Here is a 14,296-nt window from a genome sequence, read left to right as displayed (position 1 = left end):
GGTATAGCATCAGAATGCACGTTGGTATGGCATGATGCCAGACTGCAACATTTTTTTGCTACCCAAACTATGATTGTTACTTAAGCCACGAAGTTCAAAGTTAAATGACCATTTGTTGTCATATTCGCTATTGTTGTTTTTCCAACCAACGATCTTACGTTCATAGCCAACGTTAATTGCCCAGCAACAAGTGTTGTACTGCAAACCCACTAACTGACTTGCTGGTTGCTGTTCTTTAGTATCGTAATAGTAAGCACCTACTAAACCCCAGCGATCACTTAACGGCCAACTTGCAACCAGACCAACTTGAGAAATCCCTTGCTGGAAAGCCGGAGCACTCTTAGCTGTAGCTTGGATATAATCTCTGTCAACAAAACGATAGTTCAACTGTACAAGTCGGTCTTCATCACGGCGATATTCTAGTACTGCATTCCCCATCGTTACGCTGCTCAGGCGAGTATCGTACTGCATACCACCTTTCAAGCCCCAGGAATCATTAATTTTCCAGTAAGTATCACCTGCCCAGGTCATCATGCCGGTACTATCTTTACTGTTGATGATGGTTTCTTTACCGGTGCGTGGACGTTCAAAGTAATAGATTTGACCTAATGACAGGTTAAAACGTTCAACCAAACCTTCATCATAAATACGGGTAGTGAGACCGGTAGTCACTTGATTGGCCGATGAAATACGGTCCAGGCCACCATAAAAGCGGTCACGGAACAGGCCGTTGTAGTCAGTTTGCAGTAAAGATGAGTCGAAGTTATTGATATTATCTTGGTCTTTGTATGGCACATACAGATACTGAACCTGCGGTTCTAGCGTTTGGGTGTAATTGTTGTTCAGGTACGTTGAACGCTCAAATACCATTTTGGCTTCGCTTTTGAACTGTGGCAGAACCCGGTTAACGGATTCTTTATATTCAGCATTCTCGGTAGCTTTGGGAATATCCTGCTGATAGTGAGTCGCCATCAGCTTAACTTCATTATTCATACTGGCCCAGCCATTGGAGAGTGGCAGGTTAATGGAGGGTTCCAGATGCCAGCGGGTCGCTTCCGGGTTATTTTTACCTACACTGGTAAATTTCGCCGCTTGACCATAAACTTTAAGGTCAAATGGCCCCAGATCATTTTTGTAATAATTCAAATCTAACTGAGGTTCTGCTCTGTAAGCTTTTCTACTGGTATCTTTAGAAAAAATTTGGAATTGTTTAGTTGATAGCGTGGCATTCCAGTTTTGTTGAGCATAGCCCAGACTGAATTTTTGTGTGGCATAGCCATCGGTGGTGGAACCATATTGAGAGCTGAAATCAGAAAAATATTCGGGATCACTGACTTTGGTATAGTCGATATTAAAACGCCATACCCTATCCATCACACCACTGTGTCTCCAATAAAATAACCAGCGATTATCACTTTCTCTGGCGGTACGTGTGTTTGTCTTTTTGTCTTTGACATACTGTTCGTCGTTATTCAGCCAGTCGAGAGCAAGGGTTCCTGTGCCTGCTTTGGTTAAATAACGGAATTCATTATCCAGTTTTAAACCACGTTTACTGATATAGTGCGGTGTAATCGTGGCATCATAATTTGGTGCGATATTCCAATAATAAGGCAGCAGAAATTCAAAGCCGTCATTTTTGGAATAGCTGGCGTTAGGAATAAGAAAACCGGAACGGCGTTTATTACCGATCGGTAATTGAAGATACGGACTGTAAAATACGGGAACGTTAGCCACTCTGAAACGAGCATTCCATATTTCTGCCACTTCTTCTTCGCGATCGAGAATGACTTCGGAGCCGACAACGCTCCAGCTATCATTACCCGGCAGGCAGGAAGTAAAAGTACCGTTATCCAGAATGGCATAACGGTTTTCACCACGCAGTTTCATTTTGTCTGCGGTGCCGCGTCCTTGACGCCCGACCATCTGATAATCACCTTGATACATATCGGTATCTTTATTATTTAAATTAGACCAAGCGTGTGGACCTTTCAGAATAATCAGGGGATCATCATAATGGACATTGCCCGTTGCAGTTACGGTTCTTAACGGAACTTTATCTTCTGTTTGATCAAGTTGTACCTGATCGGCGGTCAGGGTTTTATTACCCTGTTTAATATTAACATTACCGATAAATTTAGCAGAACGCGGATAATCTGCGCGTGAATCATCTGCCAGAATATTGATAGGAAGTTGATTTAAATCGCCATTAATGATTGGCTGATCATAAACAGGTATCCCCAGCATACACTGCGCTGCGAGATCAGCATGTGCATGCTGACCATAAAGTGCGGCCCATACCGTTGTGGCCAGCAAAGTTGGATAACATTTCTTCATAGATATTTATGCGGTTCCGTCATCAGTGGCATTATGCCGGGCAAACCTCAAGAGACTAGCGTACTCGATGAATATACGCCAGTGTAAAGTCATACCTTTACTTATCTTGCCGTTAGGCACAGAGCTGAATGAATAGTATGATAATGCAAAACTACACTCAGAGCATTGGTGAATTGAGGAGTATATGCATTATTGGGGAAAATTGCTTGGGCTGATCTTTGGTGTTGTGTCTGGAACAGGCTTCTGGGGTATTGTCATTGGTCTATTTATTGGCCATATGCTTGATAGGGCCAGTGTACGGAGAAACCAAGGTTTTTTTGCAAATAATCAGTCTCGCCAACTGCTATTTTTCAGCAGTACTTTTCAGGTGATGGGCCATATTACTAAATCAAAAGGGCGGGTGACTGAAACAGATATCCGGCTTGCGAGCCAGTTAATGGAACGAATGCAACTTCACGGACAAGCCAGGATTGCAGCACAGCAGGCTTTTCGTGAAGGTAAAGAGCCTAATTTTCCTTTGCGTGAGACACTAAGACAATTGCGTCGTGCCTGTTTTGGCCGGTCTGACTTAATTCGCATGTTTTTGGAGATCCAGTTACAGGCGGCATTTTCTGATGGTCAATTGCATCCGAACGAGAGGATGGTACTGTTTATTATTGCTGATGAACTTGGGATCTCTCGTAACCAATTCGAACAATTCCTTGCCATGATGGAAGGTGGTCGCAATTTCGGTGAAGGAGGAGAGTGGCAGCAACGGCAGTATGGCGGTTATCAGAGGGCTGCGCAGGGGCCAACATTCGCGGACGCCTGTAAGGTGTTGGGGGTGCGTGAAAAGGATGATGCGACGACAATTAAACGAGCCTATCGTAGATTGATGAGCGAACACCATCCGGATAAGCTGGTAGCAAAAGGTTTACCACCGGAAATGATGGAGATTGCTAAACAAAAGGCCCAGTCAATTCAGGCAGCTTATGATCTCATTAAAAAAGAGAAGGGTTTTAAATAGCTCATTTTTTATTTTTAAAAACATGTTACTAAATGTATAGGGGAATAACATCCCCTATGGCTGTTGAGTTTATTTTTTATTCCTCTAAAATATTAGAATATTTTATATTTTTGTTTGTTTTAATTGAGGAGGAATGCAAAAAAATGGCAAATATCCGTGTTCTTTTGGCTTGTTGTGGCTTGGCCTTATGTCTGATATTGGCTTCATTAGATTCGGTTACCGTATTTGTCTATTAATCAAAAATCGGCTTTACACTGAAAATGCATTGGCGTTCCATAGACCGGATGTGTGATATATAACTCTTGTGCATGTAATTGCAGGCGAGGTGCCATTGCTCTTGCCTGCTGATGAGCGTAAAACCGGTCTCCCAAAATTGGGTGTTCAAGTGCTAGCATATGCACCCTGAGCTGATGTGAACGACCAGTTATCGGTGAGAGTTTTATTCGAGTTGCCTCATCTTCGTAAGCGAGTACTTCGTATTCAGTCTGGGCTGATTTTCCGGTTTCAAAACACACTTTCTGCTTTGGCCGGTTCGGCCAGTCACAAATCAGCGGTAAATCGACAAGACCCGTTTCTGGTTCCAGACGTCCCCAAACCCGCGCAATATAGGTTTTTTCCGGTTCTCGTTCACGGAACTGACGTTTCAGTTCACGCTCTGCATCTTTGGTCAGTGCAACTACCATTACGCCGCTGGTTGCCATATCCAGCCGGTGAACAGATTCTGCCGCTGGAAACTGCTGTTGTATCCGCGTCATAATGCTGTCTTTATGTTCTTCTGCCCGACCGGGAACAGAAAGTAGCCCACTGGGTTTATTGACCACAATGATATATTGATCCTGATAGAGCACATGTAACCAAGGATCGGTAGGAGGATTATAAGCTTCCATTGAGGCTCCGGTAGCTGAATATCAGGAGGCGCGGGAATAGGGTCCTTAGTGAAGGTTACCCTATCCCGGACCAGCCTCCAGGTATTGCTAATATTTACTGGTGTGTAACGACGACAAGGCGAATAGCATCCAGACGCCAACTTGCCTGATTTAAGTTAAGCAGTGACTGTTGGCGATTGGTTTCAATAGCTTCCAATTCATCATCACGAATATTTGGATTGACTGCCTTCAATGCTTCCAAACGGGAAAGTTCAGCAGCAAGATTTTCATCTGCTTCCTGTTTTGCTTGTTCAATCAATGATTTTGCCTGAGTTTCTACTAAACCTTCGGCCTGTTGCAAAATAGCGTGAACTTCTTTTTGTACCGCATTGACCAGTTTACTTGCAGTATGACGATTCACTGCATTAAGCTGGCGGTTAAAGCTTTCAAACTCCACTTGACCCGCCAGATTATTGCCTTTTAGGTCCATTAGTATCCGCAATGGCGTTGGTGGAAGGAAGCGGGTCAATTGCAGGCGTTTAGGGGCTTGTGCTTCAACTACATAGATCAGTTCTACCAGCAGAGTTCCAACAGGTAATGCTTTATTTTTCAAAAGGGATACCGCACAGCTACCTGTATCACCGGAAAGGATCAGATCCAACCCATTACGGATAATTGGGTGCTCCCAACTGATAAACTGGGCATCTTCACGGGACAATGACTGTTCACGATCAAAAGTGATAGTACAACCATCTTTTGGTAATCCAGGAAAATCTGGGACCAGCATATGATCGGATGGTGTCAGCACTATCATATTGTCATTGCGATCTTCCTGATTGATACCAACGATATCAAATAGATTGAGAGAGAAGTTCACCAAATCAATATCATTATCATACTCTGAAATTTTCTCTGCCAGCCGCAAACCATGCTCGCCGCCATTGGAGTTCATTTCCAGCAGCCGGTCACGGCCTTGCTCCAGTTGCTGTTTGAGTTGCTCATGTTGCTGACGGCACTGATCAATAAATTCACCAAATTTTTCCTGCTCCTGGTTATTGGGTTTGGCAAGATAGTTCAGCAGAGTTTCATAATAGTGATCGTAAATAGTACGACCCGTTGGGCAGGTATGCTCGAATGCATCCAAACCTTCGTGATACCAGCGAATCAGGACTGCTTGGGCGGTATTTTCCAGATAAGGCACACTAATTTGGATATCACGGCTTTGGCCGATACGATCCAGACGTCCGATACGCTGTTCCAGTAAATCCGGGTTGAATGGTAAATCGAACATCACTAATTGGTTGGCGAACTGGAAGTTGCGGCCTTCTGAGCCAATTTCGGAGCATAGTAATACCTGAGCTCCTTCTTCTTCGGAAGCAAAATAGGCTGCGGCGCGATCACGTTCAATCAGTGATAAACCTTCATGGAAAACAGCACCACGAATCCCTTCTCGCTCACGTAGTACCTGTTCCAATTGCAGAGCGGTGGTTGCTTTCGCACAAATTACCAGCACTTTTTCATGGCGATTTGCCATCAAAAAACCGAGTAGCCATTCTACGCGGGGATCAAAGTTCCACCAGGTAGCGTTTTCGCCTTCAAACTCTTGATAAATTTGTTCTGGGTAGAGCATATCCCATGCGCGTGCTTCCAGCGATTTTTTAGCGCCCATAATATCGGAGACTTTAATGGCGGTCTGATATTGGGATGGCAGAGGCAACTTTATCTGGTGCAATTCCCGGTGGGGGAAGCCTTTCACACCATTACGGGTATTACGGAACAGAATACGACTGGTGCCGTGGCGATCCATCAGCATGGAAATCAGTTCACGTCGTGCAGTTTCACTTTCATCGCTATTACTATTGGCGGCTTTCAACAGAGGCTCAATATCCTGCTCACTAATCAACTCACCCATTAGGTTTAATTGATTATTATTAAGTTGTTCACCTGATAACAGCAGTGTGACAGCATCGGCAACTGGACGATATTTTTGTTGTTCGTCGATAAAAGTCTGATAATCGTGGAAACGGTTTGGATCAAGTAGGCGTAGACGGGCAAAATGACTTTCCTGTCCTAGCTGCTCTGGTGTTGCAGTCAATAGCAGTACACTTGGGATCTGTTCAGCTAATTGTTCGACAACCTGATATTCACGGCTAGGTGTATCCTCGCTCCAGGCCAGATGGTGAGCTTCGTCCACCACCATCAAATCCCAGCTGGCTTCAAGCATATGCTCAAAACGCTGTTTATTACGGCGGGCAAAATCCAGTGAACAGAGTACCAATTGTTCTGTTTCAAATGGATTGTCACTGTCGTGCCGTGCTTCGATATAGCGGCTATCGTCAAACAGGGCAAAGCGCAGATTGAAACGGCGCAGCATTTCTACCAGCCATTGATGTTGAAGGCTATCCGGCACAATCACCAGAACACGTTCAGCACGACCGGCCAGCAATTGCTGGTGGATGATCATCCCGGCTTCGATGGTTTTACCCAAACCCACTTCATCGGCCAATAGAACTCTTGGTGCGTAGCGCTTGCCGACTTCATTTGCGATGTGAAGTTGATGAGGGATCAAGCTTGCGCGGATACCCCGCAAACCACTTTCAGCCAGTTTAAATTGTTCGCTTTGGTATTTACGGGCGCGAAAACGTAAGGCAAAGCGGTCCATACGGTCAATCTGACCAGCAAACAGGCGATCCTGTGGTTTGTTGAAGGTAAGTTTACTGTCAAGTAACACTTCGCGCAGACTGATATTTTCTTCCAGAGTATCAAGTCGTGTGCCTGTATAAATCAGCAGGCCATTTTCTTGTTGGATTTCATCTACTTTGAGTTGCCAGCCTTCATGGCTGGTGACAACATCCCCCGAGTTAAACATAACACGGGTAATAGGAGAATCATTGCGTGCATAGAGGCGGTTTTCACCGCTGGCAGGAAAGAGCAAAGTGACCATTCGTGCGTCCAGTGCAACAACGGTTCCTAATCCAAGTTCGCTTTCTGTATCGCTGATCCAGCGTTGACCGAGGGTAAATGGCATAAATTTTAACTCAGTTTCTGTTAGATAATGTTATTCATAGGTGGAGGACGACAGCTTTTTATTTGATCTAACGGAGATAATGGGTAGACAGCAAGACACCCCGTCAATCCCCTTATCACTCGTCAAAGGGGCGATATGTTAATGGAAGCAAAGCCGGTCGTCACCTGCAAAAAATAGTAATCAGCCAAATAGTAATTAGCCAAAAGGCATTACCATCTGTCCGGTGAGTAAAGTTATAAAATCATCCTGTAAAAACGGCAGGATAGCATCAGCGATAGGCTGAAGTTGCTTATTGATATAGTGATCATAGTCTGGTGATGAATACAGATTTTCCAGTGGTTCCGGCCCGGATTGTGTCATGACATAGCTTATCCACCCCCCATTTTGGTACTGCAAGGGCCGGTTATGTTGCAGATTGTATTCATCTGCCAGCCTTGCTGCCCTCACATGGGGTGGTACATTGCGCTGATAGTCAGACAACTTACGGCCCAACCTTTTACGGTAGATTAGTTTATCATCAAATTTTCCTTTTAGGGTACTGGTAACATAACCACGGATAAACTCTTGATAAGGTTGTTCATGAAAAATCAGTGAATACAGTTGCTTCTGGAAATTTTGCGCCAGAGGTGTCCAGTCAGTGCGTACTGTTTCCAGACCTTTATAGACCATGCGGTCATCACTGAGACCGGCATAACGCTTTTTACTGCCTTGTTCAGCTCCACGGATGGTTGGCATCAGAAAACGGCGATAGTGAGTTTCAAATTCCAACTCAAGGGTGCTTTTAAGCCCAAAATGTTCTTGCAGGTGTTTTTGCCACCATTGGTTAACGAATCGCGCAAGTTCTTTGCCGATACTGAGAGCCAGTTCTTCTTCATGCGCCTGTTTCAGCCATATAAAGATAGAATCTGTATCACCGTAGATAACTTGATAGTTTTGAGATTCAATCAGCTTTCTGGTCTGGAGCATAATTTCGTGGCCGCGCATAGTAATGGAAGACGTCAGGCGTGGGTCGAAGAAACGACAGCCCTCCGCCCCAAGAACGCCGTAGAAAGCGTTCATGATGATCTTCAATGCTTGTGACAATGGGGCGTTATGCTGTTTTTTTGCTGCGTCACGTTCATGCCAGATTTGCGTCACGATATCAGGCAGACAGTGCTGAATACGGGAAAAGAAGGCATTGCGAAAACCGGGAACCGCATGCTCGCTGTCCGGCTGTGCCAGACCTTCCACCATACCGACAGGATCGATAAGAAAAGTGCGGATAATCGAGGGATATAGACTTTTATAATCCAGCACTAGCACTGAATCATACAAGCCGGGGCGAGAATCCATCACGAAACCACCGGGGCTGTTATCTTCAGGCTTCCCGCCTGGATTTGGGGCAACATAACCGATGCGGTGCATTTTTGGCATGTAAAGATGGGTGAAAGCGGTGACTGAACCGCCACTGCGATCTACGGCGAGACCGGTAACTGTTGCCCTTTCCAACAGGAACTTCATTAAGTGGGTTTTATCGAAAATCTGGTTTACCAGAATACAGTCTTGCAGATTATATTGTGCCAGTGCGGGCTTATCTTGCTGGAAACGGCGGTCAATCTCATCCATACGCTGATAGGGTGTATCAATGGCTTTGCCTTCGCCCAATAGTTCTTGCGAGACATATTCCAGACTGAAAGAAGGAAAATTCCAGGTAGCGGTTTTCAGTGCTTCAATACCATCAATAATCAACCGACCGGCCGTGGAAACGAAAAAGTGCCCCGGTTTAAAGCCGTGCTCCCGCCACTCCAGTAACCCTCCGGCCCGTCCAAATTTCAGTGGAACACTGTAACGTTCAGCATGTTTTTGTAAAATCCGCAGATCGAACTGAATCAGGTTCCAGCCAATAATGGCGTCAGGGTCATATTTTTCCAGCCACTCGTTGAGTCTTTCCAGCATTTGCGGACGACTTGCTACATATTCCAAGTCAAAATTTACCGGGTGCTCATTACCGTTAGCAGGGCCAAGCATAAATACTTTTTGCTGATCACATCCTGCTAATCCAATGGAATAAAGTTCTCCATGTTGGCTGGTTTCAATATCCAAGGATACCCATTTCAATGTTGGGCGATAAGCCGGGTTAGGTTTCATCTGATAGCTACCATTAGGCGCCTGACTGAACCAGATGGGAGCAGTGATAAAACGTTCCATCATAAACCTGTCTGGTGGACGGATATCTGCTTCATAAACCTGAATTTCCTGTTGCTGTAGCACTTTCTCAATTCGTTGTAATTGGCGATATTGCTGGCAATAAAGCGCGGCAACAGGCTGGAGATTGAAATCCTTCAATGAAAGTGGGCGGAGATGGTAGTTGCGCTCTTGCGCCAGAATTTTTTCCACCTGCGGCATATTAACTTGCAAGATAAAAGCAACAGCTTGTTGGTGAAGAATTTTTATATGACGTGGCCCCTGATCTGTCACCAGCCAGTATTCCACCTCAATACCCGAGGGAGTATCCCGCCAATGGCGTGTCAGTATAAAACCTTGTTCAGCATGATTCTGTTGCATATAGAGGCAGGCGCTTATTATTTGTTGAAAATGACCACAAATATAGCATTAGATAATGGTTATTTGTACAGTTGTTTGAACTCGCTATATCGTGATGTGATGTATACCCGTTATCTTCAAGTTGCCTCTTTGTTGGCTGCACTCACTCACCCCGGTCACATCGTTATCTATGCTCCCGGGATTCGCTCCCTTGCCGTCGCGCTGCATCTTGAAATCCATTGGGTATAGATATTATTTTTGTTCTTGTAAGTTTAAGTTATTTATGGGGGTTATAATAAAGTTAAAAGGCGGGTTAAACTTATAAAACCGCTAGGTTAGACATCATTACGCTTATCCCGTCTAGCAATAAAGCATAAATCTAGCGTAGTAAGTATAGAACCAATAAAGAGCAAAGACAGCGGAAAAAACGAAGTAAATCACAGATCTGACTTTGTTTTTTTTAAATAAAACGAATGATTTGTAGAAACATGCAATATAAAAAGGGATAAGCGGAGTTAAAATAAATAAAGGAGTTATTATATCAATGCCGCCTTCTTTATATTGCCAAAGTTCACAATCAACATAACCAAAATCGAAATAAGGTTCCTTAATATTAAAGGCAAATCCGTTAATAATAAGGAAAGATAAGAATGACAATACTACGAATGTTATAATATCTGTAAATTTTATTTTCATTTTTATCTATTCAATAAATTATCTATATGATCTAGTCGATTATATACAGCTTCTCCGTATGAGACCCATTCATCTTCAGCTAATGTCCTTTGCCCTTTTGATTTGTAAATTGCTTTAATAAAATTGTCTTTTTTTCTTGTTATTCCTCGATTATATCTAGAACCCACCATAATATACTGTTCTTTTGTTAAGTTGCTAGTATCTGCATTAGGATAATCATAGAGAATTAAATCCTTTAAATGTCGAGCGACCATTTTAATATTAAATTCATCAAGTTGTAGGCAAGTTGCAATTTCTAACTGATCCCTAGTGGTTAATGTGTTTGAATCAAACCCCATCATATCGGCTACATGTCTTATCTGCATTGCAACTATACCAGTAGAGGTTTCATTTGAACCTTTATGGCGAGTTTTATTAATATTAAAAGCCTGCTCGTTCCATTGCCTCATTGCAATAGTATTTAATTTCCACATATCCTGTTCCCGTTTATTTTGATAGCGATGACATTAATAACGCCTAAATAGAAGCGACCTTCCTCCCCAAAATAGCAGCTTCAGAAACAGTACCGGCAACCAGTGCATTTGTTGAACCGTCATAATGAATATTGCCATCAACAATTAATAGAGCGCGATCAGCTATACGAGCGGCATCATCCAGATTATGGGAAACCATCAATAATGTAAGCTGGCGTTCATGGCAAACTTGTTCCAGTAATACCAGCATTTCATTACGCAGTGCCGGATCTAGGGCTGAAAAAGGCTCGTCAAGTAATAAAATTGGTTGCTGGCGTACTAGGCAACGAGCTAATGCTGCTCGCTGTCGTTGTCCACCAGAAAGTTGAGCTGGCAGACGGGTTAGACAATTTTCCAACGAAACTTGAGAGACTATTTGCTGTAATGTCTGTTTCTGCATGCTATTAAGGCGTAATCCGGGATGTAAACCTAGTCCGATATTCTGCTCAATTGTCAAATGAGAGAAGAGATTATTTTCTTGAAACAACATAGAAACCGGGCGTTGAGCAGGTGACGTACTGGTATGATTTTCCCCGTTCAGCCATAGGGAGCCTTTTTCTGCTGTTTGGAAGCCGGCGATTAAGTTCAGGAGTGTACTTTTACCCGCCCCACTAGGGCCTAGGATTGCGATACGTTCTCCGGCCTGAATTTGCAAGTCAAAGCGCATCGCCAGATGTTCATTGCGGTAAGTCAGATTTTCAAGTTTGAGCATTACGTGGTCTCGGTAAGCGTTCAAGTAAACTAAACAGCATAAAGCATAACAATAACAGCAATAAGGCAGTGATCGCGCCATCCTGACTACGATAAGCCCCAATTTGCTGATAGAGGTAGAAGGGCAGGGTACGGAAATCTTCATTACCAAACAGCGCGACAATGCCAAAATCTCCAACGGAAAGGACACAAGCAAAGGCCAGCGCTTGTACCAGCGGAACTTTTAGTGCTTTTAGTTCAATCCAGCGTAGTCGGTTAATACCTTGAATATTCAGGGAGCGACACAGTGGATTATAGCGAGCCGCCAGATCTTTCATTGGATTATCCAGAACTTTCAGTGCATAGGGAATTGCCATCAGTGCGTTGGTTAAAATCACCAGACCGTAGGGTGAACGGGGCAGGCCGACGGTATCGTTGAGCAACAGAAAGAATCCTGTTGCCAATACAATGCCTGGCGTAGAGAGGATCAACAAACCACTCATCTCCATTGCTTGTCCCCAGTGAGGAGAATAACGCAGGTACAGCTCACGGCTGCTCCACAGCAGCATCATAGTGAATAAAACACATAATAACCCCGCGCCTAAAGCAATCACCGCTGAGGTGATAAATGCTTGCCACAATGCAGGCTGGCGTAATACGTTAAGCAACCCGCTGTTAAGGCCATCCACGACAACCGCCAGTAATGGTGGCACGAGTAGTAATAATGCTGCGATAATTAACAGACTGTCGCAGATTTTTCTCAACAAAGTATCCTGTGGATTACGCCATTGCTGTTGGTTGCTGTAGCCGACAGATAGAGCACTGTTAAGTTTCTGACTGAGGAGCACAAGGCCAAGGCAGCAGGTAATCTGAATTAACGCCAGTAACGCGGCACGGTTAAGATCGTAGTCATAGCTTAACGCTTGATAGATTGCCAGTTCGACAGTTGTTGCAGCAGGTCCGCCACCTAACGCCAGCACAGTAGCAAAACTGGCGAAACAGAGCATAAAAATCAGTGCGCCAGTGGGCAGGATCTGGCGGCGTAGATAAGGCCATTCAACAAAACGGAAATGTTGCCATTCATTCATACCTAGCTGCGCCGCTAATTGCCGTTGTTCCACCGCAATGTTTTCCAGCGATTGCAGTAAAAGCCGTATTGCCAGTGGCATATTAAAGAAAATATGTGCCAGCAAAATGCCTGGTAAACCGTAAGGGGTGAAGTGGTAATCGATGCCGATCCATTTGCAGAACTGAGCCAGCCAGCCGGCTCTGCCATAAACCGTCAGAATGCCGAATAGAGCGACTAGCACGGGCAAAACCAGCGTCATAGCGCACAGGCGCAGAAAGAGGGTTCGGCCTGGAAAATGACGGCGATAGAGTGCTCTGGAAAGAAAAATAGCCGGAATAACAGAAAATAGCGCTGATAAAAAGGCTTGCCAGAATGTGAAGCGTACCACGTGCCACAAATAGCGATCTTCTATCAATAAATACCAGTCACTTGCAGGTGAATTAAACCAGAGCGTTCCGAATGCCAGTAAGGCGACCAACAGTAAAAAACCGGCGGCAATCGCCCCCGGTAACAGCCATCCGGCTATCAGCGGCTGACAGCGCTTTGCCATGTACGAATCCATTGGTTACGGTATTTTGCGACTTCTTCCGCGCGATATTGTAGAGATTTTGCGGGTATGGAAAGCTGCAAATATACTTCCGGGAGTGGGATATCAATGACCGGATACATCCAGTTAGTGGTTGGAATTTCCTGTTGGAAAGTTGGAGTCAGCATAAACTGCATAAATTTCTGAGCAAGTTCCGGTTGCTTGCTGGAGGCCAGTTGTGCGGCCACTTCGATTTGAAGGTAATGACCTTCACTGAATGTAGCCGCAGCGTAATTGTCATTCTTCTCAGATAACAGGTGGTAACCCGGTGAAGTGGTGTAACTCAGCACCAGATCGCCTTCTCCTTTGAGGAACAGACCATAAGCTTCGCTCCAGCCCTTGGTAACGGTCAGCGTTTTCTTTGCCAGTTTTTGCCAGGCTTGTGGGGCATCATCACCGTAAATTTTCTGCATCCATAACAGCAAACCTTGCCCCGGTGTGCTGGTGCGAGGATCTTGATAAATCACTTTCCAGTTATTGTGGCTGTTAATTAGCTCATCCATGCTTTTTGGCGGGTTTGGTAAAGTCTTTTTGTTGTAAATGAAGGCAAAATAGCCATAGTCATAAGGAATGAATACCTTGTTATTCCATGACACCGGCAGTGTCAGTTTGCTGGTATCTACTTGACTTTCAGTAAACAGCCCCGTTTGTTGGGCTGCTTGAATCAAGTTGTTATCCAACCCAAGAATAATATCGGCAGCAGTACGCTTGCCCTCCATTCTTAGGCGATTGAGCAAGGAAACACCGTCTTCCAGAGCAACCAGTTTCAGCTCACAGTGACATTCAGCTTCAAACGCTTTTTTAATTGCGGGCCCGGGTCCCCATTCAGTGGCAAAAGAATCATAGGTATAGACCGTTAATACTGGCTTGGCCTGTACAACTTGACTTAATAGCAACGCAGGAGCTGATAGGGCTGTCAGTACGATTAATTTGGAAAATAACGTCTTAAACACTTTGCTCTCCTTAAATTAAGAGGATTGGCAAAG

Annotated in this window: 10 protein-coding genes; 2 read left to right on the top strand and 8 right to left on the bottom strand. The window is 44.5% G+C overall.

Annotated features, from left to right (window positions below):
• Positions 1-9 precede the first annotated feature (9 nt).
• Positions 10-2,334 carry an LPS assembly protein LptD gene (lptD, locus tag AACQ83_RS06300; RefSeq protein ID WP_112876459.1) on the bottom strand — a complete coding sequence of 775 codons (2,325 nt, stop codon included), beginning with the start codon at positions 2,332-2,334 and terminating at the stop codon, positions 10-12.
• Positions 2,335-2,518: 184 nt separating this feature from the next.
• Here lptD and djlA point away from each other — a divergent pair, with 184 nt between their 5' ends.
• A complete protein-coding gene (gene djlA, locus AACQ83_RS06295; RefSeq protein ID WP_112876460.1) occupies positions 2,519-3,340 on the top strand; it encodes a co-chaperone DjlA in 822 nt (273 codons plus the stop codon).
• 236 nt (positions 3,341-3,576) lie between these two features.
• On the opposite strand, the gene rluA is transcribed toward djlA, so the two are convergent.
• The 3 genes from rluA to AACQ83_RS06280 all read right to left on the bottom strand — a co-directional run bounded on the left by rluA (position 3,577) and on the right by AACQ83_RS06280 (position 9,778).
• The gene (gene rluA, locus AACQ83_RS06290) at positions 3,577-4,227 is read right to left on the bottom strand and encodes a bifunctional tRNA pseudouridine(32) synthase/23S rRNA pseudouridine(746) synthase RluA (protein WP_112876462.1); all 651 of its coding nucleotides are present in this window, start codon (positions 4,225-4,227) and stop codon (positions 3,577-3,579) included.
• A gap of 94 nt (positions 4,228-4,321) precedes the next feature.
• On the bottom strand, positions 4,322-7,234 hold the full coding sequence (rapA, locus tag AACQ83_RS06285; protein WP_112876463.1) for an RNA polymerase-associated protein RapA: 2,913 nt from the start codon (positions 7,232-7,234) through the stop codon (positions 4,322-4,324).
• Between the two features lie 195 nt (positions 7,235-7,429).
• The gene (locus tag AACQ83_RS06280; RefSeq protein ID WP_112876464.1) at positions 7,430-9,778 is read right to left on the bottom strand and encodes a DNA polymerase II; all 2,349 of its coding nucleotides are present in this window, start codon (positions 9,776-9,778) and stop codon (positions 7,430-7,432) included.
• A 21-nt stretch (positions 9,779-9,799) separates the two neighbouring features.
• On the opposite strand from AACQ83_RS06280, the gene AACQ83_RS06275 reads away from it, so the two are divergent.
• Positions 9,800-10,006, top strand: coding sequence for a hypothetical protein (locus AACQ83_RS06275; RefSeq protein WP_158537761.1), 207 nt, complete (start codon positions 9,800-9,802; stop codon positions 10,004-10,006).
• A gap of 449 nt (positions 10,007-10,455) precedes the next feature.
• Here the strand turns inward: AACQ83_RS06275 and AACQ83_RS06270 are convergent, their stop codons facing one another.
• Genes AACQ83_RS06270 through thiB form a run of 4 tightly spaced genes read right to left on the bottom strand, consistent with a single transcriptional unit; the run spans position 10,456 to position 14,263 of the window.
• Positions 10,456-10,926 carry a hypothetical protein gene (locus AACQ83_RS06270; protein ID WP_112876466.1) on the bottom strand — a complete coding sequence of 157 codons (471 nt, stop codon included), beginning with the start codon at positions 10,924-10,926 and terminating at the stop codon, positions 10,456-10,458.
• Positions 10,927-10,969: 43 nt separating this feature from the next.
• Entirely contained in the window at positions 10,970-11,677 is a 708-nt protein-coding gene (thiQ, locus tag AACQ83_RS06265) for a thiamine ABC transporter ATP-binding protein ThiQ (protein WP_112876467.1), read from the bottom strand.
• A complete protein-coding gene (thiP, locus tag AACQ83_RS06260; protein ID WP_112876468.1) occupies positions 11,664-13,274 on the bottom strand; it encodes a thiamine/thiamine pyrophosphate ABC transporter permease ThiP in 1,611 nt (536 codons plus the stop codon). The genes thiQ and thiP overlap by 14 nt, the downstream gene beginning before the upstream one ends.
• Entirely contained in the window at positions 13,250-14,263 is a 1,014-nt protein-coding gene (gene thiB / locus AACQ83_RS06255; RefSeq protein WP_112876469.1) for a thiamine ABC transporter substrate binding subunit, read from the bottom strand. The genes thiP and thiB overlap by 25 nt, the downstream gene beginning before the upstream one ends.
• Positions 14,264-14,296: the final 33 nt, after the last annotated feature.

The organism is Photorhabdus sp. S10-54 (assembly GCF_963878145.1).
In the GTDB taxonomy this organism is placed as follows: Bacteria; Pseudomonadota; Gammaproteobacteria; order Enterobacterales; family Enterobacteriaceae; genus Photorhabdus; species Photorhabdus kayaii.
Note: the sequence above shows the minus strand (reverse complement) of the source record. Positions and strands in the feature narration are given on the sequence as shown.